Here is a 26,443-nt window from a genome sequence, read left to right on the forward strand (position 1 = left end):
AAACAGACACCCCTATTTTTTTGCAAAATCAACACGTATGCCCCTAGTTGATTTTTCTTATTTAAGTTTTAAAGATAGTTTATAAGGATCGATGGAGGCGCGTCCTTTTTGATCGCGAACCTTCACATAATAGGTTCCCTTTGTCAGCTTCAAATTTAGAATTTCTTTATCACCCTGTGCGTAAATATCAGATGCCGCCACTTTTTTGCTATTACGATATACTTCGATAACCCCATCTATTTCTTTTCCTGCATCCAGTGTAAGGGTTGCCTGATTTGTTTTTGAGGATTTATAAATATACCAATCAGAATCCCCATTTTCATATCCAGCATTGAAGAAGCCAGTAGCAGAGTATGATTTGCTGCTATTCTTCTTTAATTTTAATGGTTTAGATGGCTTGTTTTTTGTTATTTTAGATTTCGCATCTTCATCTGATTGATTGACAGCATTGATTTTTAATTGATATGGCCACAGCGTTAGTCCTGCCATTGAATCGATTTCGGCATATGTTGTGACAAAATAAGATTTGCCCTTTTTCGCTTCAAATGAACCAGTAGTTGTACCATCTTCAGTGACATTTAAAATATAGGATGTGCGATCCATATCTTGTTCATCGAGCTTGTGATTTTTATTGACATCTTCTGAGATTTCAACATAGCCATAATAGGGTGCCAATAATTCTTTCGGATATTTGGCTTTCAATGACGATGTTAATGTTGCTCTTGAGAATTTAACACCATACACAGCGCTTTTTGATGCAGTGAAATAATAAGTATCTACATCATTTGTCGTAGCAAAGTTTGCCGTTACACCATTTGTAGGGAAGTTTTTCGCTTTCTCTGGTTCATTATTATTTTCATATTGATCACTAGGATTATTGACCAACAATTTTGAAGTTATTTGATAGCCGTCATATGGAATTTGAGATGTTTCAGAATTTGGCGCAATCGACATAAAATAAGTCTTATCCGCTTCTAAGCTAGCCGTAAAATTATTTTTGATCCAATCTTCCCAAGAATCCCAATCTTCATTTGTTGCAACTGTTGACAGATACTTGAATTCTTTTCCGTCTTCATCTTTTTCAGTGACGACTTCATAAATCGAAGCATAAGGAATATTTTTTGCTGGAATCGGTAATTCAAATTTATATATACCGCTATCAGTTGGATTTAATTTGAACCAATCTTCATCTTCTGTATTTTGAAGATATCCTTGTGTAGAGCCTCCTAGTGTATAAGGAAGTGCATTAGATTCTAGTTGGTCAATAAACTCAGACTCATCTTCTACTCCTCCTAGCACGATGGAAATAATTGTTCGATTACCAGCATTGACAACGGATACTGAATCGTCCTCTTCTGAAAAGTCCGCGCTATAATTGTCTTCATCTTCTGGAATCGTCTTTCCAACGAGTTTTACGCTATACGGAATAGCAGATTGAGCAGGTTCTTGATCCAAATTAAAATTACCGAGTAGTTGAGAAATATCAATATCTAAAAAAGAAAGACTGTTAGAAACTTTTACATAATACTCTTTGTTCGGCTCTGTTTGGAATGATACCTCTTCACCTGCACCGATGCCATTGATATTACTTGAATTTAATGGTGCTGCTTCTTCTGAAGGAATCTCTGAAGATTCATCAGTAGGAAGAGGATTACCATCTTCATCAGTTGCTGGTGGGAAAAGCTGTTCTTTTTCATAGACAGCAAGTCCTACGTCTACTCCTGGGATTCCAGTCGTGCTGAATTGCATAAATTGTGCTTCTTTTGATGTGAAGTGGAAGTAGTCTTCATCACCTTCTACACCTGTCATATAGAGATCCTCTTTGTTATATGGCAAACTTTCAATTTGAATAGGTTCTTCAAGTGTCGATTCGTCTTGGGGTAGTTGATCTAGTTTCTCTACTTTTAGTGTAGCATGTGCTTGTTTGGCACTTGAATCATCGTAGCTACCATTGACATCTTTTATACCGATTGCAACTGTTCCGCTAAATGGTGCTTGGATTAGTTTTGCCTCAGCTTTTCCTTCGGTTACATCATTGATTTCCGTTTTTTGTTGTTGATTGTCACCAAAAAATTGGATATTCAATTTGTAGTCATACTGTGAAGCGCCAGTTAAAGAAGCTTGAATGTATTGTCCTTTCTCCACATGAAGTTTTACCCATTTTTGTTCGGATGGTTTGGTAAAGTTATACTTGATCTCTGCTGGAGCTGTAATTTGTTCTGCATTATTTAAGATTGTCGTTTCATCCCAATTCTCTGTTACGAGTGAAGGAATCTTTTTTACATTGAATTTAAGTGCCGCTACTGGATTGACTAATCCATTTCCATACTTATTGTCAAACCCTTTTCCACCTAGATCTGTTGCTGTTTTTTCAAGAACATATTCAACTTCTGCAGGCTTTAGGTTTGGATATTTTGATAATAATAAAGCTACTGTACCGGCTACAACAGGTGATGCCATAGATGTTCCGCTTATTTTTGTGAAAGTAGATCCCTTTTGATAATCATAATAAGAAGAATAGACATCTTCACCAGGTGCTACTAAATCTGTTGAAGAACCATATGATGAATAATCACTTAATTTTTTATCTTTGTTGATAGAGCCTACACTGATAACACCCTCAAACTTTGCGGGGTAAACATCTGCATCAGAGGCTTCATTTCCAGCGGCCGCAACAACTACGACACCTTTGCTGATGGCTTTATCGATGGCTTCTTTTAAGATTTCGGAAGGGTTGCCTCCTCCTAAACTCATGTTAATGACATCTGCCCCTTGATCGACAGCTTCAAGGATTGCCTTGGCGATTGTATAATCGAATGTCCAATCACCGCCATCAAATATATCTAAAGAAAGAATCTTAGCGGCGGGGTCTAATCCATAACCACCAATGCCATTATCTTTTTTTCCTGCGATAATACCTGCGACATGGGTACCGTGGGTATCAACAGTCGTTGGATTCATAGGATTGATGATATTTTCACTTTTGATGATGCTTCCCTTAATTTCAGGATGATTTTTATCAAGGCCTGTATCAATAACAGCGACTTTTACTTGATGTTTTCCCGCAAGCTTTTGGGCATCTGATGTTTTCAGTAAACTATGCATATACTGTTCACTTATTTTAGGATCAGTTGTACCAAAAAGTTTATATTTAGGACTTAAACTGACAGAAATAACCTTTTTATTCTTTTGATAATTTTGAATGACTTGTTGCAGCTTTTTTTTATTTTTCACTTTAACCGCCATATATTTTAAACTGGGGATTTGTTGAAGAACCGTACCTCCAGCTTTTTGGTGTTCTTTTTGGGTCAACGGACTTGAATATTTGAGAATAATGGTGTCATCACTATAATTATTCGTTTTCTTGTTGATCTTTTGTTCGGGTTGACCAAGTTTTTGAAGTACGGTTGAAGCAGAACCCGTTTTAGTGGTTGCTGCAAAACTACTGATGGGTGTTAACGCTATTGCACAACTTAAACCAGCAGCTACGAATTTTTTTGATATCGATTTCACAAGATTCCTCCTAAATGGAACAACTATATGATTATAGAAATATAGAGTTCCTGTAATGTTAATATATACCATTATAATCTATTAGTTTTTTAAAAGATAGGCGTATTTTGGGATATTATTAATATTATTTTACTAGTTTTGCAAAAGTGAGTGTATTTTCAACAAAAAAATTAAATCTTAAAAATTTAGTACCTGTGGATATTATAGAAATGTTATAATTTATTTAATTAAAAAGGGAGGTATGAAGTTATGGCACTCGATTATAAAAATATTATTGTTGGTATTGATGGTTCAAAAGAAGCTGAAGCTGCATTCAAAAAAGGTGTAGAAATTGCAAAAAGAAATCATGCAACGCTGCATTTGGTAAATATCATTGATTCTCGTGTCTATTCAACACTTGAAGCTTATAATTTCACAGAAGAAAAAAGACGCGCTGAGGAATTTGCTACAAACTTATTAGAAAACTACAAAAAAGCAGAAACCGCTGGCTTAGAAAATGTTAATGTTATTGTACAATACGGTTCTCCAAGAACTGCCATTACAAAAGATGTTGCTAAGGAAGTAAAAGCTGATTTAATCATTTGTGGTGCTACAGGTCTTAATGCAGTTGAGCGCTTTTTAATCGGTAGTGTTACAACAGGTATCGTCCGTTCAGCAGATTGTGATGTACTTGTCGTACGTCCTGAGGAAGAAAAATAAGCGTAAGCGTATAATTTGGTTGTAACTTTCCAATAGTTATGCAAGAAGGGCTATCAGAAAGAGTGAAAACTTCTTTCTGATAGCCTATTTTATCTCGCTTCAAGGTTTAGAGAGAAACGCGAAAGATAGGCGGGGAATCAACTACCGCATGCGCCCGATTGGTTTAGACTAACAAGATGTTGGTACTCAGATGTTGCTATAGGATGTGGCGTTTTTCACCTGACTTCCTCTAGTTTAGTAGGGGATGAAGAAAACCTTCACTGATGGAAGCTTCGCTTTATAAAAAAACTTGGTTATCTTAGTCAAAAGTTATTGCAAGTACTTTAGCTATAGAGAAAATTTGATGTATAATAGGATACGTAAAAAATGGTTATTTCAAGAATATTTCAATAATGAGGGGGAAGTAATGGATGGATGCAAAATTGAAAAAGAGTGCATTACGAGGAATCACTTATGGATTATATCTTGTCGGTACAAAGGATGAAAGTGGTTTAAATGCTTTTGTTGGAAACTTTTTAACACAAACCTCCTTCGAACCACCATTGGTAGCTTTAGCAGCAAAGGCAGGTACGCGTTCACAACAACAAATTGCGAGCAGCGGTGTATTTAGTGTGAATGTTTTAGAGTCAGGTCAAAAAGATATGGTTATGGCATTCTTTAAATCATTTGAAACAGAAGACAATAAAATGGCAGGTTTTGAATTTTCTACAGAAGAAACAGGCTGTCCGATTTTCAAAGAGGCTCTTAGATATTTTGAATGTAAGGTAGTCGATAAAATAGAAAAGGGAGATCATTTTATCTATATAGGTGAAGTCATCAATGCAGGTGTTAATCGCGAGGGTGAACCATTAGCTATGAAAGAAACAGGCTTCTATTATGGGGGCTAATAAAAATTTCTAGCAACGTAATTGAATGGCTTTAACGATAATCATGCATTGCTAAAAGTAAAAAAGTACATTAGGAGAAAATCCTGCTGTACTTTTTTACTATTTCATAAATACCTTATTTCTCTAAAGTATGAAATTCCCGCTGGGGGAATTTCATTTCCTGCATCTGATAAAACAACTTCGAACCACACTATTTTAAGCTACGTTTAAGAAAGGCTTTCGTACGATCGAATTTGGGATGATCAAACAATTCTTGCGGTGTGCCAGATTCAAGAATTTCCCCATTGTCCATAAAAAGGACACGATTAGCCACTTCTCTTGCAAATCCCATTTCATGCGTAACCACAATCATGGTCATATGTTCTTCTGCTAAATCTTTCATCACCTGAAGCACTTCACCAGTTAACTCAGGGTCAAGTGCTGAAGTAGGTTCGTCGAATAACATAATGTCTGGATTCATCATAAGCGCTCTAGCTATTGCCACACGTTGTTTTTGACCACCTGAAAGATTTGCAGGATATGCAGAAGCCTTGTCAGCAAGTCCGACTTTTTCTAATAGTACCATGCTACGACTACTAAGATCTTTAGCGGATTCTTTTTTGACAAGTCGAGGAGCCATTTCGAGATTGTCTTTCACCGTTAAATGCGGGAATAGATTAAAATGCTGAAATACCATGCCCATTCTAGAAGTAACTCGTCTGATTTCTTGTGGTTTTGAATAGACGCCATTTTTCACAAGATTATCACCGGCAACCACGATACTTCCTCCATCAATTTTTTCAAGATGAACAAGACTTCTAAGCATTGTGCTTTTACCAGATCCAGAGGGTCCAATAACCGCTACAACATCATTTTTATTGACATCAAAGGTAATTTGCTTTAACACATCTAGATTACCGAATGATTTTTTTAGTTTGGAAACTTCAATGATAGCCATATCGACCACTCCTCTCTATTCAAATGTAAATCGGCGTTCAATCCATTTAAAAATGAGCGTAAGGACAAGTGTCATGATCAAATAGATGGCACCTGCAACGAAGAATGGAAAGATCGTAAAATCACGATTTACAGCGGTTTCTGCATAGTGTAATAATTCAGGGACAGCCACGGCATATAGTAGTGCAGTGTCTTTTACAAGTGTCACTGATTCGTTTGCTAAAGCTGGAATAGCGATTCGGAACATCTGAGGCAAAATGATACGGGTAGTCGTTTGAAATTTGTTTAATCCGAGTACTTGTGCTGCTTCATATTGTCCTTTATCGATCGCTAACAAACCACCACGGAAGATTTCAGCAAAATAGGCAGCATAGTTAAAGATGAAGCCGATACATGCTGCAGTAAAACGGTCTAATACTAAGTATTGGCCAATGCCCGGAATCATAGGTAGCCCAAAGCAAATAATCAATAATTGAAGTAAAAGTGGCGTACCTCGCATTATATAGATATAGGCTTGTGCCAGCCAGGATAGTGGTTTAAATCTACTGTTTACCGCCAATGTTAACAAAAAACCAAGAGGTATAGATAACACGATGGAGATAAAAAATAGTAGTATCGTCATTTGAGATCCTTGGAGCATCGGCTTCAGGATCGACGTGAAATAATCTAAGCTCATACAAGTGCTCCTCCTAATGAAATTCGTTGCTCACTATTACCGGAATAGGAACGATTCCAATATGCATGTTAAAAACAAAACAGGTTTCCAAAAAAGGAAACCCGATTTTGCCCATATACATTTTACTTTAATACTTTATTTTCGCCAAACCATTTTTTAGAAATCTCAGCGGCTGTGCCGTTTTCATTCATTTTATCAAGCGCTTTTTGTAACTTGTTTAATAATTCATCGTTGCCTTTTTTCACACCAACACCATATTCTTCAGGAGCAAGTGATTCATCAAGAATTTTGAATGTGTCTTTTTCTTTTGACATATAGTAGTCAATAACAACCTCATCAATAACGACTGCGTCAGTACGACCATTCTTTAAATCATTTAGTGCCATTACATTATCAGAGTATTCACTGACATTTTTTAGTTTTGATTTAATAGAACTTGCATTTAAAGCATCAGCTGCTGAAGATTGAGCTTGTAAACCAACAACTTTTCCTTTTAAATCATCTAACTTAGCGATTTTGGAATCTGCAAGTGTAACGACAACTTGAGCATTCTTTAAATATGGCTTTGTAAAATCAACTTTTTTCTTACGTTCGTCTGTAATTGTGTAGCCGTTCCAGATCAAATCAATTCGACCACTGCTCAACTCAGACTCTTTTGTTTTCCATTCGATTGGTTGAATTTTTACTTTGTAGCCCATTTCTTTAGCGGCTGCTTTTGCATAGTCAATGTCAAAACCAACGATGTTGTTATCCTTATCACGGAATCCCATTGGGGCAAATTCATCATCAACACCGATTACTAACGTTTTGTCATCTTTTGAAGCAGATTTATCAGATGAACATCCGGTCATAATACTAAAAATAGCAACGACGAACATTGTCATAATTGCAAAACGTTTCATACTTTAGAAAACCACCTTGTTCTTATTATTAAGTTTTTCATTTCACTTTAGTTTGCTAATGCGTTAATATATTATCAAGCTAATAAATTATAACATTTTTCAATAGCAAAAAACAATAACTTTTTTGATATATTGATTCCTATATAAATAGTAGAAAATCTTCCTCTCTCGACTGTATTAATTGTCGATAAGCTCATGGATTGTCTGAAAAGCAATGAGCAGGAAAAATTTTTTTCTTTCAGGTGATGTGTTCGTTAAGAAAAAACCAGGATGAAAATCTGTGTAAACTTCTACGGGAAAAAGCTATGATTAAAGGAATGGCGGTAATTTACTGGGTGTGCTAGTTTAGAAAGAAAAGCAAGTCGTAGCGGAAATCTGTTGACGATTTTTCTTTTGTATACAAAATGTATATCAACAAGCCAACGATAGCTACTTTCGTGATAAAATGGAATAAACAGTACAAGCGTTAATCTACTTAAATTTTCTTAAAAATATTGACAATTTCCAATGTTTTGTGATTTGATATAATATAAAAATATAAAGAGTGTAGCAAAGAAGGAGAATGGATTATGGTACAAATTTTTTCTGATCGAATGTTAAAAACAGATAGCTCATTTATTGCGGAAATTATGCGATTGACTGAAGCAAAAGATATTATTTCTTTCGCAGGAGGGTTGCCAAATCCAATTTCTTTCCCAGTGACTGAATTTCAGGAGTCTATGGATCGAGTATTACAAACATCAGGTGAAAAAGTATTCCAATATGCAGGTACTCAAGGATATTTGCCATTACGTCAATGGATTGCTGATCGATATAAAAAAAGATTCGATATAGATGTTTCAGCAGATAATATTTTGATTACAACAGGTTCTCAACAAGGACTAGACTTGATGGGAAAAGTGTTGATCAATAAAGGTGATCGTGTAGCTGTAGAAAGTCCCTGTTATCTTGCTGCTATCCAAACTTTCTCACTTTATGAACCGAACTTCTTATCAGTTAGCCTTGAAGATGATGGCTTAAATTTAGAAGAGTTAGAAGAAACATTAAAAAATGATGATGTCAAGTTATTATATATGGTTCCTAATTTCCAAAATCCTACGGGGTTAACCTATTCAAGAGAAAAACGTGAAGCTATTTACGAAATCATCAAAAAGACAAATACGATCTTGATTGAAGATGATCCATATGGCGAACTTCGTTTTGCAGGTGAATCATTGCCATATATCGCGGGCGGTAAATTAGATAATAGTGTACTATTTGGTTCATTTTCGAAAACATTATCACCAGGTATGCGTGTCGGTTATTTATGTACGACCAATAAAGAATTGATGGGGCACTTGATTGCTGCGAAACAATCATCAGATTTGCACACAAATGTCATTTCTCAATATGCTATTTATGATTATCTAGTTCATAATGATTATGAAAAACATATTAGCCAAATTACAGACTTATATAAGAAACAATGTAACGCCATGATTGCTGCTATGGAAAAGTATTTACCAGCACATGTTACATTCACAAAACCAGAGGGCGGAATGTTTTTATGGGCTGATCTAGGGGAAGGTGTTTCATCCGTAGAAGTCTTTAAACGTGCGATCGAAAACAAAGTAGCATTTGTCCCAGGAGATCCATTCTATACAAATGTTAAAGGTGCCAGTACATTGCGCTTAAATTATACAAACTCAGAACCCGCAACAATTGAAGAAGGAATTAAAAGATTGGCAGCGGTACTGTAAAAAAGAGATTTTTCCAGAGTTTTTTCATAATAGGAATGGCAAAGCTAAAAAGTGTGAATGTTGGTGAGCAAAGCACCCATTCACACTTTTTCATTTTCTAAGCCATTTGATAGAGATTAAGCCTGAATTGTTTACATACTACCTTGTATGTTTTGTCTTCGCTTCATATGTAGTATAGACTTTTCAATATAATAAATGAATATGATAAAAACAGACATAATAGCGAAATACTTGATGATTACTCCTAATGCACTTGCGCTTTCAAATTGGCCTTTTCCTCCATGAAAGTTCCTCTTTAGGGATGCTGATCTATCTCCATTTTCAACATCATTACTCAGTGACGGTTTTCCATTGTCTCCGAAATCACCTCCGGCGGGAAGATCCGGTTTTCCAGATTCAGCAAAACCTTCGTGCGCAGAATCATGTCTTTCTCCAGTATTAAAACCTTTTCCCTCCATATTAGAAGATGGATTGAATATTTTGGAAACTCCTTCTAGGTGCATTAAAAAATTTGTAGAGTATATTTCATAGCTTCCAAATATCAATAATGCAACGGTTGCCACTCGAGCTGCCACTTGAAAACTTCGTTTAGATTTTTTGATTTTCACGATATTTTTGAAATAATAAAAGAACCTAGCCATTATGAATGGAACTAGGTTCTTTTTTCGGCATTCATCATAATCCTCTGTTGCAAGATTACAATAAAAATGACCTGATCAGGTTCGACTCACATAAAGCAGGAATCCCCCTGCTTTGCGAAGTTTCACTTTATTCTGGGAATAAGTCAGAGGATAAATAGCGTTCTCCAGTATCTGGTGCTAAGCATAGAACGTTTGCAGATGATGGAAGATTCTTTGCTACTTGGATGGCCATATAAGCAGAAGCAGCACCTGAAGCTCCAACAAAGATCCCCTCTTCAGCGGCAAGACGTCGTGCCATGACTTGTGCATCTTCATCTTCAATGTGGAGAATATCATCATAAATTTGTCGGTTTAAAATTTTAGGGATAAATCCCGGACCTGTCCCTGGGATTTTGTGTGGTCCAGGTTTACCACCAGATAGCACTGGAGATCCAGCAGGTTCAACAACATAAATTTTCAAATTAGGAATTCGTTTTTTCAATTCTTCCCCTGTACCTGTTACAGTACCACCAGTTCCAGCTGTTAATATGAATGCATCTAATTGACCATCAAATGTATCCATTATCTCTACAGCTGTTGTTTCACGGTGTGCGTCGGCATTTGCTGGATTCTCGAATTGCATGGGAATAAAGTGATTTGGAATGTCTTCTGCAATTCGTTTTGCTTCATCAATGGATCCTTGCATACGTAGGGCAGAAGGTGTTAGATGAACCTCAGCTCCATAAGCTTTCATAATTTTAATACGTTCTTTTGTGGCATTGTCCGGCATTGTAATAATGCAGCGATAGCCTCTTGTAGCACAAACCATAGCAAGACCAATACCTGTATTTCCTGATGTTGGTTCAATGATCGTACTTTTACCCGGAATCAGTTTTCCTTCTTTTTCCGCTTGTACGATCATGTTTAAAGCTGCACGGTCTTTAACACTTCCACCAGGGTTAAAAGACTCTAATTTAATAAAAACATTTGCACCGTTCGCATCTGGTATTTTATTTAATTTTACGATAGGTGTTTTACCGATCAATTCAATGATTGAATTATAATATTTCAATTGTGTCACCCTTTCGTTTAGAAGAGAAATGTCTATATAAATAAACTATACTTATCTATAAAAATATAGAGTATTTGCTGATTTCCGCTACGACTTGCTCGCTTTCCTGCGGGCGAGCGCTGGGGGCAACAGGATGTTGGTCACGGAATTGTTGCCACAGGACGTGGCGCACTACAATTCCGTTCCTTCAATCGCTGCGCTCGTGCAGGGTCTCAGCTGTCTCGCTTTTCCCGCGGGACATTGAATTGACTTCCTGAATCCACACCGCACGAAGGAAATGCGCATGCATTTTCGAGGAGTCGAGCAAGCCGCAGCGAAGATCTATATAGATTGGAGTTTACAATGAGGAATTTTTCTCATTTATACTCATATAGTTATTCTGATTTTTTCCTAATCAACACACCTGTTATACTATATAAGAATAGTTGGTTTACATTATTTTATTATAAACGACTGTTAAAATAAATCAAATAACATTAAACTGTTTCCTCCATTTAAAAGGAAAATAAGTGAGAAGCAACGGATAGTATAAGATCAATTGGTTTAACTAACGCACAATGTGAGATAAAGTAAGCCTCACTGAGAGAAGTTTTACTTTATGTTAAGATTTAATAGGAATGAGTGTTTGACAATTGATAAGAAGAATATATAATTAGACTAATAATTCCTATATAATGGCTATGATTTATAAAAATAACAAGAAGAAGATATATTTTCCTTGTGCGGTGTCGATTTAACGAAGCTTATTTGTAGTTTTGGGTATTCAGAACGTCATGTATTTCGAATAATCTATTATTAATATGTAGGTAGCTATTATATTAGTTCATGGGGTGGATAAAATGGCAATCGAATTAGTAAAAGAACATTTCAAAAAATACGGATTGGATCATAAAATATTGGAATATGATGCTTCAAGCGCAACAGTTGAACTCGCTGCAAACGCATTAGGAGTAAAACCAGAGCGCATTGCAAAAACGCTTGCTTTTAAAAGAGATCAAGGCTGTATCTTAATAGTGGCGGCAGGGGATGCAAAAATAGATAATGCAAAATTCAAGCATAAATTTGGTATAAAAGCAAGAATGCTGTCGCCAGATGAAGTATTAAACCAAGTAGGTCATGCAATTGGAGGCGTTTGTCCATTTGGAATACCAGAAAATATTCCTGTTTTTTTAGATGAATCACTTAAACGATTTGAAACAGTATTTCCTGCATGCGGCAGTAGCAATAGTGCAATTGAACTTAGCTGTGAAGAAGTGTATATTTATTCGAATGCTCAGGAATGGGTGAACGTATGTAAAGGTTGGCAATAGTATAATGATGTAGATGAAGAAGCTTGAACAAAAAGAGTTATCCTAAAATAAAGGATAACTCTTTTTGCTTTTTAAAATGCTATGAAGTGAATTCACCATACGTATCTTATATGAATATTTTATGAAGGAGATAGTCGAAGGATGGTGACATAAATTGGGGTATTATGTAGCGGTTGAAAAAGACGTCAGACTATATGTGGAGGATATTAACCCAACCGGAGAAAAGACCATTTTGTTTTTACATGGATGGCCGTTAAATCACCAGCAATTTGAATATCAGTTTAACGTCCTTCCAGCAGCGGGGTATCGCTGTATAGGAATTGACTGGAGAGGATTTGGTCAATCAGATAAGCCAATGGATGGATATAACTATGATCGATTGGCAGATGATATTGCTACAGTGATTTCTACGCTTCATCTGAACAATATTATTTTAGTTGGACATTCCACAGGAGGAGCTATAGCTCTCCGTTACATGACAAGATATGAAGGATATGGAGTTTCTAAACTTATTCTTATTGCTGCTGCTGCACCGACGGGTTTTACAGCAGAAACGGCAAGAAGATTATTAACAGAGACCTATAATGATCGCCCTAATATGATAAGAGATGTGGTAGATACGTTCTTTTTCCAATATATTACGAAACCCTTTTCTGATTGGTTCTTTCAAATGGGATTGCAAGCCGCAAGTTGGTCTACTGCAGCAATCATTAAAACGCTTCGAGATGAAAAAATTGAAACGGGACTCCATACGATATCTGTTCCTACTTTGATTGTACATGGTGTACATGATAAAGTGATCCCATTTTCACAAGCAGAAATTTTAAATAATAAAATAGCAGGATCAACACTTATGCCATTTCAATATAGTGGACACGGATCTTTCTGGGAAGAACGTAAGAAGTTTAATGAGGCATTGATTGATTTTACATCCTAGGCTTCAAAAGTAGATAACCCCCTTGCAATATAACGATCGAAATAAATGTGTCTAAAATATGAACAAATTGTTGACAAATTGTGTCCACAAGTTGTATCATAATGTCATAAAGTTGTCACAATTAAAAACAGATTCATAAGGGGGATGCCAGATGAATTATACTGATATATTTTTAATTGCTATTGCGTGTATGAGCATTCCAATGGTTTGCGCAATTTTCTTCGATGCATTTTACGCTGAGAAAAAAAGAATTTCCTTCTCATTGAAGAGGGTTTCATGTTGGTATGCATTATTTTTTACTTTATCTTTTGTACCTGCACTACTATTTATAGTACGATAACGATGACTATCAATATAAAAGAAGGATCTTGTTCTGCAAGATCTTTTTTTATTTGCAAAAAAATAAAATATATAGTGTATAATTGACTTTTTTTATAATTTTCAGATGTTAACACTATATTCGAAGTGTAAAAGGTTGAAATGAAAATGTGTGTAAATACCTATTTGTGTATTATAATGATTACAAGATTCTATTTATTTTTCAGGATTCATGACTTTTTTACTGTATGCAATTTTATTTATGCAGAAAATGTATGTAAAAGTAAAACATAAAAGAGCGAGGTAAACGGATGCGAACGTTTTTAATTTATTTTGGAATTTAATAATTTTTTTAGTAATTATTAACAATATAAAGATATACCATAAATAATTCTAATTATATGAGGAGAGTAAGTAGTTATGTTTGTTAAACCAAAAAAACATTATCAATATTCTGCAGAACAATTGGAATCTGATATTAGTGTAAATGAACGCTTTCAAATGAAGTTGGATTTTCTTGCATTATCTTCTACTAATCGGGCTTCTGTCCAGCACTTACGAGATTTATATGAAGCACATAGTGAAGAAATCTTAGATACTTTCTATAGCCATTTGTTGTCATATGATAAATTTAGAGAAATTATTGAGAAACATTCAAATGTAGATCGTTTAAAAAGAACCTTTGACGGTTATTTTAAGAGCTTATTTGAGGCTAAATTAGATTTACAATATATATTTGCTCGTAGAAAAATAGCTTATGCTCATACCAAAATAGGGGTACTGCCTGATTGGATGATTTCAGCCTATTATTCCATTGATTGCAGAAAAATATAAGCATGACCGATTTAAAATGCTAGATGTACTTCTTGCTTATGAATCTCTTGTCAGTATCGATCAACAAATTATTATTGAAACATATGTTGAAATACAAGCTGGCTCCATTATTAATGGTTTAGGGGGGATTATCGCATATAATACACAACTAGATCAGATGAAAAAATTGATTCAATTTGAAGAACAGAACAAACAAGATGTTATTTCAGCCAATGGCTCGATGGAACAGTTAAATGCAAATATCGAAGAAATTTCTGCTTCAATACTCAGTATATCCAGTGATACTCAAACTTCATTGGAAGATTTAAGCAAAGGAATTCAATCTTTGCAACAAGTCAATGGAACCTTGAAGGAAACCAATCATGAGCATAAGAATGTGAAAACAAATGTCAATGAATTAGTAAGCAGAGTCAATAATGTCGCACAATTAGTTAAGTTTATACAAGGCATTGCGGAACAAACCAATTTATTAGCGTTAAACGCATCAATAGAGGCAGCTCGTGCTGGAGAAGCTGGCAAAGGTTTTGCGGTTGTAGCAGAGGAAGTCAGAAAATTAGCCGATAATACCAAATCATCTGTACAATCGATTCATGAGGATATTCAACAACTTTTGGAGATCACCAAAAACATTAGTACACATACAACTCAGACTGCTGAAGATTTACAAAAAGGCGTAAAGGATACAGCTGAAATTACGTCAACTTTATCTGCAATAAATGAAAATTTACAGCATCAAGGAGCTAGCATCGAACAAATCGCTGCTGCTTCACAGCAACAAGAAGTCGCTGCTAATGAGGTAACAGCTAAGAATTATAATATTGCAGAGAATGCGAAAAAAAGTAAAGAAATTTCAAATAACACAGGACAAGCCATATATAATTTAAGCAAAATGATTAATGAATACCGTGTAAAGACGATTTCCAAAAACTTCATCATCAGTCAGGAAGATATTATTTCTTTAACGATCACGGATCATCTTTTATGGAGATGGCGTATTTATAATTTATTATTAGGCTTTGAGAAAATGACAGTTGACGATGTGGCATCATACAAAGAATCCCGCCTTGGAAAATGGTATTATGGAGAGGGTAAAAAGTTACTTGGTGATGAACCTGTATTTAAAGAATTAGAGGAACCACATGCACAGGTTCATGAAATAGCCAAAAAAGCAGTGCAGGCTTACAATGACGGAAATGCAGAGTTAGCAGAAGAATATTTAGTTGATGTTGAAAAGTATTCAAACATTGTCATTGAAAAGTTAACAAAATTAAAAGAAATTATTATTGCATCCAAAGAGCCATATTTACACTAGATTTCTCAGTAAATAGAACCGTTTGTTTATAAAGAGCAGCTTCATGTGAAGAAACAAACATGAAATTGCTCTTTTATATTATCGTTGATGTTCAAATTTTAAGTTTCTTTTGTTTGCGTGGGAAGTTTCTTACTGCTGGAACTCCATCTTATTTTTTAAAAGAAATCGATGAATATTCTAGGATGAATTTTGAAGAAAAGGTAAAATAGTTTTGATACGTAGTCGGATGGAATATGGTATCGTAGAAGTTAGATAACACAGTTATAAAAGAAGATTGTAAAAGAAATTTAATGTTTTTTTGCAACTTATTGTTATATAATTTGTCCTGTTATGTAGAAAGAAGAAATGAGTGACGAAGTTGTCCTATATACTTCAATATACACTCGATATGATGATTGTAATGATTATTGCAATTCCATTTGTTGTGTATTTGCGCTTTAAATCTCGGAAAAAACGAGATGTCGGTCTAAATAATCGTTGGCATGAAGTTGGGATTATGGCGTTTTGGGTCTATTTGATTGGTCTGTTTTATGAAACGATTGTCCCCAAAAACGGTGTAAGTCTTCAGTATGCAGGCATGAGACTTCATCATTTAGATTCACTGGGTATTAATTTTCGATTGTTTCGTGTTTTTACGGATGTTTACAATGCCATACACTATCTAAACTTATGGCAACCGTTTTTCATTAACTTTCTCGGTAACATCGCAATCTTTATGCCAATTGGTTTTTTACTACCGCTATTATGGCGTAAGATGGAGAAGTTCTTCTTTGTATTATTTACTGGGCTGGGATTGTCTTTGTTTATCGAGACAATGCAACTTCCTCAATTTCGAAGTACAGATGTAGATGATTTATGGCTAAACACATTAGGAGCCGTTATCGGTTTTGTTGTCTACAAGCATCTAGTAAAACGAATACCTAAATTGAAAGAAAAGTTTAAAGTATTCCCTTAGATGATGTATTGAGGAAAATAGCATTAAGCAGTAAGGTAAGAAGGGGATGCAATGAACAACCAGAAGGTAACTGCTGAAGAAAGAAAAAAAGATCATGTTATTCAACATCTAATGAATCTAGGTATATTCAAAATAAACGGCAAACAACTTTATCAGGTTCCATTAGAAGAATTGATAAAGGAATATAAAAGGCATACAAATTAACAGATTGCTATACTGTGGCGATATGTTTTAAGATAAGTCAAGTAAAAAAGAGTATAATCAAAAGATATCGAGTGCCATGATAGGTATTCTCATACGTGTAGTGGAATAGATGAAATAGAGATAGGAGAATAAAATATATGTGTGGATTTACAGGATTTATCGGTGAAGTTTCAAACCCGGACTTGGTGTTAGAAAATATGATGAACCAAATCATTCACCGTGGACCAGATTCAGCTGGAAAGTTTACAGATGGTCTTGCAGCTCTAGGCTTCCGTCGTCTAAGTATTATTGACTTGGCAAATGGTAGCCAACCTCTTTATAACGAAGATCAATCATTAGTATTGATCTTTAACGGTGAAATTTATAATTTTAAAGAAATCAGAAAAGACCTTCTTGCAGCAGGTCATATTTTTAAAACAGATACAGATAGTGAAATATTACTTCATGGTTATGAAGAATACGGTACAAAATTAGTACAAAAATTACGTGGCATGTTCGCGTTTGTTATTTGGGATCGTAACAGAAAACGCTTATTTGCTGCGCGTGATATGTTTGGTATTAAGCCATTCTACTATGCACATATGAATGGTACATTATTCTTTGGCTCAGAAATTAAAAGCTTTTTACCACACCCACATTTCGATAAAGTATTAAATGAAAAAGCATTAAAACCATATTTAACTTTCCAATTTCCAGTGTTGAAGGAAACGTTCTTTAAAGGCGTATTTAAATTACCAGCAGCCCATTATTTAACCTATGAAGATGGAAAATTAGAAATTACTCGTTATTGGGAACCAAGATTCAATCCTGAAGAACGTTCACTCGATGAAATTGTAGAAGAAATCGATACAACTGTTCGTGAATCTATTAAAGCTCATGAATTCTCTGACCCTGACGTTCAAGTAGGTTCATTCCTATCTTCTGGGGTTGACTCAAGTTATGTAGCTTCTGTATTGAAACCTGATAAAACATTTTCAGTCGGCTTTAGTGCACAAAACTTTTCGGAAATTGATAATGCGAAAGAATTATCGAAAGAATTGGGGATCGAAAATGTAAATGAAGTGCTAGATCCTGAAGTATGCTTCAACAAATTAGATGAGATTCAGTATATGATGGATGAACCTCATTCCAATCCATCTATCGTCCCATTGTATTTCTTATCAGAGCTTGCTAGTAAACATGTAAAAGTCGTTCTTTCTGGTGAAGGTGCTGATGAATTATTCGGCGGCTATGCGGAGTATGATGAACTTCCTGCTATGCGTAAATATAAAAAAGTACCACAATTCATTCGTCGCCCAATTGCAGAAATAGCAAAAACACTTCCTGAAATGCGTGGAAAACACTTCTTGATGCGTGGTGGTCTCCCAGTTGAACAAACATTTATCGGACAAGCACATATATTTGAAGAACAAGAAGCATCTGCGATCTTAACGGATGAATATAATCATGCACCATCTGTGGCAGATATTGTGATGCCGATATACAAAAAAGCAGCTGGTGAAGATGATTTAACTAAAAAACAAATTTTAGACTTAAACCTATGGTTAGTGGATGATATCCTGTTGAAAGCAGACAAAATGAGTATGGCTCATTCCATTGAACTGCGTGTACCATTCCTTGATCGTGAAGTGATGAAAGTGGCTTCTAAAGTACCTTCTCACTATCGAGTTAATGAAATCGATACAAAATATGCATTCCGTCAAGCATCTCAACGTGCATTACCAGATGAATGGGCGCATCGTAAAAAAATCGGATTCCCAGTACCTATTCGTCTTTGGTTAAAAGAAGATAAATACTTCAATCAAATTAAAGAAACATTTGAATCAGCTGAAGCCGCACAATTCTTTGATCAACAAGCTATTGTTAAACTATTAACAGATCACTACGAAGGTAAAGCGAAAAACCAACGTAAGGTATGGACAATTTACATGTTCTTAGTATGGTACAAAAAATATTTCGGCTAATGATTCCTTTAGCTTAAAAAGGGGATTGTCGACATGTTGAAGAGAAGTAAATGGCCTTGGCATTTACTCCTCTTTTGCTTTGTAATGCTTTTTGCCAGTATTGCAAGTGGTTGTACAAATATACTGCCAGCAAAAGATGAGGATATGGACGAGGGGATAAAAGTGCTGATTGTTGCATTTGGAAGCAGAGAACCTATTCCTGATATGAAAGTTACCGTAAGAGATATGGATACAGATCAACTGGTTACGACGGCTATCAGTGATTCTGAGGGACAAGTGACATTGGCAGGATTAGAAGTGGGAAAACGTTATTTATTTGTACCATCATCCGTGAGTGATTCGAGCCCAATGAGTAATAATTCAAGTGGTGTGGCGAAAATAGTAAAGGTACAAAAAGATACTTCATATATAGTACTTGAAACGTACTATCAAAAGGAAAATCAGAGGATTGAAGTGCCTGTCGTTTTGCAAAATCCACAACTTCCTCATGGCTGTGAAATAACTGCAATGACAGCCTCCTTTAACTATTATGGCTTAAATCTTTCAAAGATGAAGATGGCAAAGAAGTATTTACCCACAAAAGCAATTATTGAAAAGGACGGAAAACGAACCGGTCCAGATCCGAATAAAGCGTATGCAGGCGATCCTAGCAATGAATTGACGGGGACATATGTTTTTGCACCAGTAATTACAAAAGCCGCAAGAAAAGTAGCAAAAGATTATAAAACAAACTTAAAAGTGACCAATCTTACAGGTGCTAGTCAAAAAAAAATAATAGAAACAGTGCAGCAAGGTATGCCTGTGATGGTGTGGGTAACACTAGATCTCTCAAAGCCAAAGACAAAAGAAGGCTGGTATATTGAGGAAACCAATAGCAAACCGAAAATGTATCGCAATTTACATGTAGTAGTGCTCACTGGATATGAAGATGGTAAAGTTATTGTTATGGATCCATTGCATGGCTATGTTGCACATGATGCGACAAAATTCTTCTCTAGCTATAAAGATATGGGTTCGCAAGCAATTGCGATTGAAAAGTAAATGAGCGATCGCCATTGGATTAAAATAAATCAAAAATTTATAAAAATAAGCTATATCAACTAAGAGTTTATTCGTTTATAAAGTTAAAATATGATACACTAATGGCATTAAAATAAGTACAAAATAAGCGAGATGATAAGAGATGGTAGAACAACCATTTTTACCAATACTAATAGGATCAGATATGAATGCATATGGTATGGCACGTGCTTTTTATGAAGCGTATGGCATTAAAGCAATCGTAGTTGGCCGAGCGCATTTAACAGCAACACAAAACAGTCATATTCTACATTTTAAACATGTTCCCAATATAAAAGAAAACTTTGTAGAAGAATTGAAAAAAATAGCAACGGAATACAGCCATAAAGACTTACTTTTAATGGGATGTGGCGATGATTATGTCAAACTCATTATTAAAAACAAACCAGCTCTTGAACAATATTTCACTGTTCCTTACATCGATGAATCATTAATGGACCGCATTTTATTGAAAGAAAACTTCTATAAAATGTGTGAAAAATATAATTTTAGCTATCCTAAAACGGATACTTGTACGTATGAAACATATGAAAACTTCCAAGTGAAATTTGACTATCCAATCATTATTAAAGCATCTAATTCAGTTGCCTATTGGGCATGTCAATTCCCCGGTAAGAAAAAAGTATTCGTAGCGCATGATGAGGCTGAAAAAGATGCTATTTTAAAAGCAATTTATAGTTCATCTTACAAAGATCACTTAATCATTCAAGAGTTCATCCCTGGTGATGATTCATATATGCGCGTACTGAATGCATATGTTGCAACAGATGGTCAAGTGAAGCTAATGTGTTTAGGCAATCCTATTCTTGAAGAACATTCGCCAGAAGGTATAGGAAGTTATGCAGCTATTATCACTACTTATGATAAAGATTTAATGGATCAGGTTCGTTTCTTCTTAGAAGATATAGGTTTTACAGGAATCGCAAACTTTGATATGAAGTATGATTATCGCGATGGACAGTATAAATTATTTGAGATTAATCTACGTAATGGTCGTAGCAGTTATTATGTAACAGCTGCTGGTTATAATTTGATGCAATATGTTGCCGATGATCACATGCTACATATTCCACAGGATTGTACTTATGCAAACAATGAGCATTTATGGAGCATCATTCCGAATGGCGTATTATTCAAATACGCTCAAAATAAAGAGTTAAAAGCAAAAGCCCGTAAGCTTATCAAGGAAGGGAAAGCGACAAATTCTTTATTTTACAAAGAGGATATGAATTTTAAACGTTGGTACAAGCTAACCTTGAATAGCTTAAACTACTACCGTAAATATAAAAAATATTTTAATCATAAAGGTCTGTCTTAGATATGGAAAAGAAAGTACTTGGTATTATTGGAGGAGTAGGGCCGTTAGCAACCATGTTGCTTGGCGAAACAATTGTCTATCGAACGAAAGCGTTTAGTGATCAAGAGCATATGCATTTTATCATTGATAATGATACAAGTATTCCTGATAGAACAGCCTATATATTAGATCATTCAAAACCAAATCCTCTTCCTGTGATGGTAGCAGATGCTAAAAAACTTGCTCAAGCAGGTGCAGATATCATTTGTATTCCTTGCAATACAGCTTATCGATTTTACGATGGACTACAAGAAGGTTCTCCTGTCCCTGTGCTGCATATGATTCAGGAAACAGCGAAAAAAGCTCGTCTATTAAATGCAAAACGTGTAGGGGTACTTGGTACAATTGGTACTTTGACATCTAATATGTATCAGGCTGCGTTAATAGAGGAAGGTATAGAGCCTGTCGTTCCAAATGAAGCGATGCAGCAAGATCTGATGACAGTGATTTATGGCTATGTAAAGGCAGGAAAGAAAATTTCAAAAGAACAGTGGCAGCCATTTGAAGCAGCTATGAAAAAGGCAGGCTGCGATTATATTATTTTGGGATGTACGGAGTTATCTGTTGTGAATCGCGAATTATCGCTAGATCGAAATCTATATATAGATGCACTTATAGTTTTAGCAGAATGCGCTATAACTAGTTGTGGTTATGAATTATTAGACTAATTGTTGAGTGGGGTTGTCAGCAAATTGATCATTGTCATATTTTTGGACAGGAAAGACAGTAAAATCCTACTTTAAGTAGATAGCAATGGAAGATCGATTAGTTGGAAAAAATTGATCGGTTTAACGAATACACAGTGGAAGTTGAGAGCCACACTGAAATTTTACTTTATCCCGCGTGAACGGGCAGTAGGACTAGGACCCTCACCCTCACCTCAAGATTTAGAGGAATAGGTGAGGGATTATTGCCCGTAAAAGCCCGATTGGTTCGGGGCAACAAGATGTTGGTCAGTTGGTCACTCAGGTGTTGCCAAAGGACGTGGCGTTTTTAACCTGAGTTCCTCTAGTTCAGGGAAAGAAAACCCTCACTGATTAAAGTTTCACTTTATACGATAAAAATCCGCTACACTTTCCGTGGGCAAGACACGAGCTACATCACTCGCTACGCTACCTGCTGATTTTCGTGTTCTTGTCTCTTTCGCAGAAGTCTATGCGGATTTTTACTTATATATCAAAAAAATTAGAATGATAGAATTACTTCTAGCATACAGTTTTTAATATTTTTTAGGACAACCTTTTTTGTATGAAAATATAAAAAATAAACACGAGAGAAGGTGTAGAAAACAATGTCATTTTTAAATTTATTAAATGAAGACTTACAAAAAAAATGGACTTTTCCATCCATTATGCCCATTCAAAATCAAATGATTCCTGCATTATTAGAAGGCAAGGATGTAGTGGCTGAATCTCCCACAGGTACAGGAAAAACATTAGCTTATCTATTACCGATATTTCAAAAAGTAGATGTTACAAAGAAGGCAACGCAAGCTTTAATCGTTGCTCCATCGCAAGAGCTATGTATGCAAATTGTGGATGTTATTCGCTCGTGGATTAGTGGAACAAATATTACAGTTGTCCCATTAATAGGAGGAGCAAACCCTCAAAGACAAATTGAAAAGCTAAAGAAGAAACCGACTATTGCAGTAGGCACTCCTGGAAGATTAAATGAACTTGTAAAAGAGAAAAAATTGAAATTACATGAACTAACCACTATCGTCTTAGATGAAGGGGATCAACTATTAAGTCGAGATTATCGGGTGATCGTCAAGTCATTTATCGATGGTGCAGACAACAATCGACAAGTTGCTGTTGTATCCGCTACGATTACGGATGAAATCGAATTAGTGGCGAATCGTATGCTCAATGATCCTGTAAGACTTCAAGTCAAAGTAGATGAAACATTATTAGGTGGCAGTAAAGTTGTACACTCTTTTGTTAAGCTTCAACAACGTGATAAAACAGAATTTCTTCGTAAATTTTCACATATATCGGGTGTAAGGGCTCTTGCATTTGTCAATAATCTAGATCAAGTATTAATGAAAAAATCAAAACTAGAATTTCGTAATGCTCCGATCGTTGCCCTGCACTCTGAGATGAAGAAGGATGAAAGAAAAGCTTCTTTGGATGCTTTTCGTAAAGGAGAAGCACGAATCTTAATCGCAACAGATATTGCCGCTAGAGGGTTAGATATTGCAGGATTAACGCATGTTATCCATGTAGATGTACCATATACGAAAGAACAATATGTGCATCGATCTGGTCGTACTGGTCGTGCAGGAGCTGATGGCGAGGTTGTGACATTACTCGCATATCATGAAGAGCAAGCTTATTATAAGCGCGTGAGAGAACTATCTTTAAAGCCGATAGAAAAGATTTTATCTAATGGTCAATTGATAGAAGGTCATGCAGAAACAAAATCATTTAGAACAAAGAAAACCAATAATCAGCCGGTCGTATCAAAAGCTAAAAATAAAAACGAGAGTAGTTTGTTTGGAGCTTCTGTCAAAGATTCTGGAAAGAAAAAGTTTTTTGGCAAGAAAAATCGAATAAATAAGAAAAGAGGTAACTGATGATGACGTTTGAAGAAAAGTTGGAACAATTTGCAGAACTAGCCGTTAAAGTTGGGGCGAATGTTCAAAAAGGACAAACAATGCTGATTAATACAACTACAGATACTGTTGATTTTACACGTCTAGTTGTAAAAAAAGCTTATGAAGCTGGTGCAGCTCGTGTAACAGTGAATTTTTCTGACGACGTGATTAATCGTGAATTTTTCGATCATGCACCAGACGATGAATTTGCAAAATTTCCCCGTTGGATCAGTGAACAACGTGACGAATTAATCGAACGTAAAGGAACATTGCTATGGATCGATGCTGCTGATCCAGATAGTTTAACAGGCGTACCCGTTGAGAAACTATCAGCATATCAGAAGGCATCTGGCAAGGCGCTAGAAAATTATCGCGATGCTGTTATGAACGATAAAATCGCGTGGTCCATTATTGCTGTTCCTTCAAAAAAATGGGCTGCGAAGGTATTTCCAAATTTAGAAGAAGATCAGCAAGTGCCAGCTTTATGGGAAGCCATTTTCAAAACGGTACATATTGGTGAAGGAAATGTTATTGACAACTGGACACATCATTTGAAAGCTTTAGATGAACGTGCAGCAATCCTCAATGAAAAACGTTATGCAAAATTACATTACACAGCACCGGGGACAGATTTGACAATTGAACTTCCAGATAAGCATATCTGGTGTACAGGCGCTAGTTATACACCTGATGGTACATCTTTTGTTGCGAATATGCCTACTGAAGAAGTATATACAATGCCATCAAAATATGGTGTAAATGGCTATGTTTCAAATACAAAGCCACTTGCTTTTCAAGGAAATATCATTGATCAATTCAAGATCACTTTTGAAAATGGTAAAATCGTAAAAACTGAAGCGGGTGTAGGTGCTGAACTACTTCAAGAATTAACAAAAGCAGATGAAGGTTCTCAATATCTTGGTGAAGTCGCGCTAGTACCACATGAATCACCTATCTCTATGTCAAATATATTATATTACAATACATTATTTGATGAAAATGCTTCCAATCACTTAGCAATTGGTGAAGCCTATCCAACATGCTATGAAGGCGGAAGTGAACTTACAAAGGAACAGCTTGAAGAAAAAGGGATTAATGCATCCATTACACATGAAGACTTTATGGTAGGTAGTGGAGAAATGGATATTGATGGTATTCTACCAGATGGCACCGTTGAACCTATCTTTAGAAAAGGAAGCTGGGCATTTTAAGAGCATATGTTACTCCAATAACGAATAGGCCAGAGATCAACTGCCCATGAAAGTCTGTTTTTTTATTAGCATAGAGGCTGTAAAAAAACATCCGCTTGAAAACTGGTGTTCAAATATTAAAAGCAAGAAGCGCAATTCAAATGGATGAATTGCGCTTCTTTACGTTATTTTTTTACTGGGGATTTTTTCTTTTTCGCATCAATTGCCTTTATAACGATTGGATAAACGATCGGGGCAATTTTAATAGCAGCTTTTACGATTTTTTTAACTTGCATGGTGAGCACTCCATTCTAATCGATATTCTGTATTACAATTATATACTCATCCTATAATATCTTAAACTTTAAGTACTTTAATACCTTGAACAATATTCCAAATAAAGACTACAAGGGACAGTACGGCTTCTAAAACAATAAAAAGTAACCAGGCAATCATGAGCAATCCATCGCCAGTGAAGCTATTTGATCCAAAGTGGTTTGGCTCAAAACCATAAAATATAATCACACCTACAAAAATGATTATTCCGATAATAGTGGGTACAAGTAACAATAGATGAGAAATGAATGCACGTTTTGCATGCCTTTTAACGTCTGGCTCATTTACTACAAAGAAAACAATTAAGGGTAAAATAAATCCAGCAAAAAATATACTAAAATAACAAAGGGACGATAATACACGATTATTATTCAACAATAGCACCTCCATTTATCCTGCTTTAACGGGCAGTGAGCTCCCCTATCTCAAGGTTTAGAGAGAAAAGAGAAAGATAGGTGGGGGATCAACTGCTCATAAAAGCCCGATTGGTTTGGGCCAACAAGATGTTGATCCCTCAGGTGTTGCCACAGGACGTGGCGCTTTTAACCTGAGTTCTTCTAGCTTAGTAGGGGATGAAGAAGATCCCCACTGATGGAAGCTTCACTTTATAATAATCTACGTTTAAAAGAGGACAAAAGATTCGTTTGTTTTCTTCATTTTATGAGATAAATGACAAACTAGAAGTTCCCATACATTAAGTTTTAGAATGGTTGAAAAGCCAAAAAATGATTTCCTATTGTTTTTCCATCTTAAGTTAAGTACATACTCAATCATCTATAACGGTTCTTATATGATACCAGACATCATCTTAACAATCATTGTTGCAGCATTACTCTTCACAACTGCACCAAAATTACTAGAACATAAGTGATCAGCGAATCTTTAATTATTGAGGCTTTAGAGTTGGGTAAATTGAAACTTTATACAGTGGGGAGTGCCTTCATCCTTCATTATGTTTAAGTTGGAGCAATTGAACTATTACAGACGGGGGATCAAGAAAACCCCC

The 26,443-nt window shown here is 35.6% G+C and carries 22 protein-coding genes; 15 read left to right on the plus strand and 7 right to left on the minus strand.

Annotated elements, in window-relative coordinates; translation table 11 throughout:
• Positions 1–57: 57 nt before the first annotated feature.
• Positions 58–3,513 (minus strand): S8 family peptidase, encoded by a 3,456-nt coding sequence (locus FEZ13_RS13075; RefSeq protein WP_186725909.1) that lies wholly within the window; start codon positions 3,511–3,513, stop codon positions 58–60.
• Positions 3,514–3,762: 249 nt separating this feature from the next.
• On the opposite strand from FEZ13_RS13075, the gene FEZ13_RS13080 reads away from it, so the two are divergent.
• Together FEZ13_RS13080 and FEZ13_RS13085 are read left to right on the plus strand one after the other, a co-directional pair.
• On the plus strand, positions 3,763–4,212 hold the full coding sequence (locus FEZ13_RS13080; RefSeq protein WP_146553059.1) for a universal stress protein: 450 nt from the start codon (positions 3,763–3,765) through the stop codon (positions 4,210–4,212).
• A gap of 410 nt (positions 4,213–4,622) precedes the next feature.
• Positions 4,623–5,099: a flavin reductase family protein gene (locus FEZ13_RS13085; RefSeq protein WP_146553060.1), complete on the plus strand. Its 477-nt coding sequence runs from the start codon at positions 4,623–4,625 to the stop codon at positions 5,097–5,099.
• Between the two features lie 190 nt (positions 5,100–5,289).
• Here FEZ13_RS13085 and FEZ13_RS13090 read toward each other — a convergent pair whose 3' ends face one another.
• From FEZ13_RS13090 to FEZ13_RS13100, 3 genes are all read right to left on the minus strand, one after another.
• Positions 5,290–6,036 carry an amino acid ABC transporter ATP-binding protein gene (locus FEZ13_RS13090; protein WP_146553061.1) on the minus strand — a complete coding sequence of 249 codons (747 nt, stop codon included), beginning with the start codon at positions 6,034–6,036 and terminating at the stop codon, positions 5,290–5,292.
• Between the two features lie 15 nt (positions 6,037–6,051).
• On the minus strand, positions 6,052–6,711 hold the full coding sequence (locus tag FEZ13_RS13095; RefSeq protein ID WP_146553062.1) for an amino acid ABC transporter permease: 660 nt from the start codon (positions 6,709–6,711) through the stop codon (positions 6,052–6,054).
• A 122-nt stretch (positions 6,712–6,833) separates the two neighbouring features.
• On the minus strand, positions 6,834–7,613 hold the full coding sequence (locus FEZ13_RS13100) for an amino acid ABC transporter substrate-binding protein (protein ID WP_146553063.1): 780 nt from the start codon (positions 7,611–7,613) through the stop codon (positions 6,834–6,836).
• A 569-nt stretch (positions 7,614–8,182) separates the two neighbouring features.
• On the opposite strand from FEZ13_RS13100, the gene FEZ13_RS13105 reads away from it, so the two are divergent.
• On the plus strand, positions 8,183–9,352 hold the full coding sequence (locus FEZ13_RS13105) for an aminotransferase-like domain-containing protein (RefSeq protein WP_146553064.1): 1,170 nt from the start codon (positions 8,183–8,185) through the stop codon (positions 9,350–9,352).
• A 131-nt stretch (positions 9,353–9,483) separates the two neighbouring features.
• Here the strand turns inward: FEZ13_RS13105 and FEZ13_RS13110 are convergent, their stop codons facing one another.
• Both FEZ13_RS13110 and cysK read right to left on the minus strand, forming a co-directional pair.
• Positions 9,484–9,927, minus strand: coding sequence for a hypothetical protein (locus tag FEZ13_RS13110; protein WP_146553065.1), 444 nt, complete (start codon positions 9,925–9,927; stop codon positions 9,484–9,486).
• A gap of 193 nt (positions 9,928–10,120) precedes the next feature.
• Positions 10,121–11,044 (minus strand): cysteine synthase A, encoded by a 924-nt coding sequence (gene cysK / locus FEZ13_RS13115; RefSeq protein WP_146553066.1) that lies wholly within the window; start codon positions 11,042–11,044, stop codon positions 10,121–10,123.
• A gap of 839 nt (positions 11,045–11,883) precedes the next feature.
• Between cysK and FEZ13_RS13120 the strand changes: the two genes are divergently transcribed.
• The 12 genes from FEZ13_RS13120 to FEZ13_RS13175 all read left to right on the plus strand — a co-directional run bounded on the left by FEZ13_RS13120 (position 11,884) and on the right by FEZ13_RS13175 (position 25,122).
• The gene (locus FEZ13_RS13120; RefSeq protein ID WP_146553067.1) at positions 11,884–12,354 is read left to right on the plus strand and encodes a YbaK/EbsC family protein; all 471 of its coding nucleotides are present in this window, start codon (positions 11,884–11,886) and stop codon (positions 12,352–12,354) included.
• Between the two features lie 154 nt (positions 12,355–12,508).
• Positions 12,509–13,291 (plus strand): alpha/beta fold hydrolase, encoded by a 783-nt coding sequence (locus FEZ13_RS13125; RefSeq protein WP_146553068.1) that lies wholly within the window; start codon positions 12,509–12,511, stop codon positions 13,289–13,291.
• 738 nt (positions 13,292–14,029) lie between these two features.
• Entirely contained in the window at positions 14,030–14,443 is a 414-nt protein-coding gene (locus FEZ13_RS20155; RefSeq protein ID WP_255473167.1) for a protoglobin domain-containing protein, read from the plus strand.
• 16 nt (positions 14,444–14,459) lie between these two features.
• Positions 14,460–15,755: a methyl-accepting chemotaxis protein gene (locus tag FEZ13_RS13135; protein WP_255473168.1), complete on the plus strand. Its 1,296-nt coding sequence runs from the start codon at positions 14,460–14,462 to the stop codon at positions 15,753–15,755.
• A gap of 349 nt (positions 15,756–16,104) precedes the next feature.
• Positions 16,105–16,710 carry a VanZ family protein gene (locus tag FEZ13_RS13140; RefSeq protein ID WP_255473169.1) on the plus strand — a complete coding sequence of 202 codons (606 nt, stop codon included), beginning with the start codon at positions 16,105–16,107 and terminating at the stop codon, positions 16,708–16,710.
• A gap of 51 nt (positions 16,711–16,761) precedes the next feature.
• On the plus strand, positions 16,762–16,914 hold the full coding sequence (locus tag FEZ13_RS13145) for a Fur-regulated basic protein FbpA (protein ID WP_146550042.1): 153 nt from the start codon (positions 16,762–16,764) through the stop codon (positions 16,912–16,914).
• A 137-nt stretch (positions 16,915–17,051) separates the two neighbouring features.
• Entirely contained in the window at positions 17,052–18,878 is a 1,827-nt protein-coding gene (asnB, locus tag FEZ13_RS13150) for an asparagine synthase (glutamine-hydrolyzing) (protein ID WP_146550041.1), read from the plus strand.
• Between the two features lie 33 nt (positions 18,879–18,911).
• A complete protein-coding gene (locus FEZ13_RS13155) occupies positions 18,912–19,919 on the plus strand; it encodes a C39 family peptidase (protein ID WP_146553070.1) in 1,008 nt (335 codons plus the stop codon).
• 142 nt (positions 19,920–20,061) lie between these two features.
• The gene (locus FEZ13_RS13160; RefSeq protein ID WP_146553071.1) at positions 20,062–21,276 is read left to right on the plus strand and encodes a carboxylate--amine ligase; all 1,215 of its coding nucleotides are present in this window, start codon (positions 20,062–20,064) and stop codon (positions 21,274–21,276) included.
• 2 nt (positions 21,277–21,278) lie between these two features.
• The gene (gene cuyB, locus FEZ13_RS13165) at positions 21,279–21,983 is read left to right on the plus strand and encodes a cysteate racemase (protein ID WP_146553072.1); all 705 of its coding nucleotides are present in this window, start codon (positions 21,279–21,281) and stop codon (positions 21,981–21,983) included.
• A gap of 623 nt (positions 21,984–22,606) precedes the next feature.
• Positions 22,607–23,890 (plus strand): DEAD/DEAH box helicase, encoded by a 1,284-nt coding sequence (locus FEZ13_RS13170; RefSeq protein ID WP_146553073.1) that lies wholly within the window; start codon positions 22,607–22,609, stop codon positions 23,888–23,890.
• Between the two features lie 2 nt (positions 23,891–23,892).
• The gene (locus tag FEZ13_RS13175; RefSeq protein WP_146553112.1) at positions 23,893–25,122 is read left to right on the plus strand and encodes an aminopeptidase; all 1,230 of its coding nucleotides are present in this window, start codon (positions 23,893–23,895) and stop codon (positions 25,120–25,122) included.
• Between the two features lie 336 nt (positions 25,123–25,458).
• Here the strand turns inward: FEZ13_RS13175 and FEZ13_RS13180 are convergent, their stop codons facing one another.
• Positions 25,459–25,812 (minus strand): magnetosome magnetite crystal formation protein family, encoded by a 354-nt coding sequence (locus FEZ13_RS13180; protein ID WP_186725910.1) that lies wholly within the window; start codon positions 25,810–25,812, stop codon positions 25,459–25,461.
• Positions 25,813–26,443: the final 631 nt, after the last annotated feature.

The organism is Rummeliibacillus sp. SL167, assembly GCF_007896505.1.
In the GTDB taxonomy this organism is placed as follows: Bacteria; Bacillota; Bacilli; order Bacillales_A; family Planococcaceae; genus Rummeliibacillus; species Rummeliibacillus suwonensis.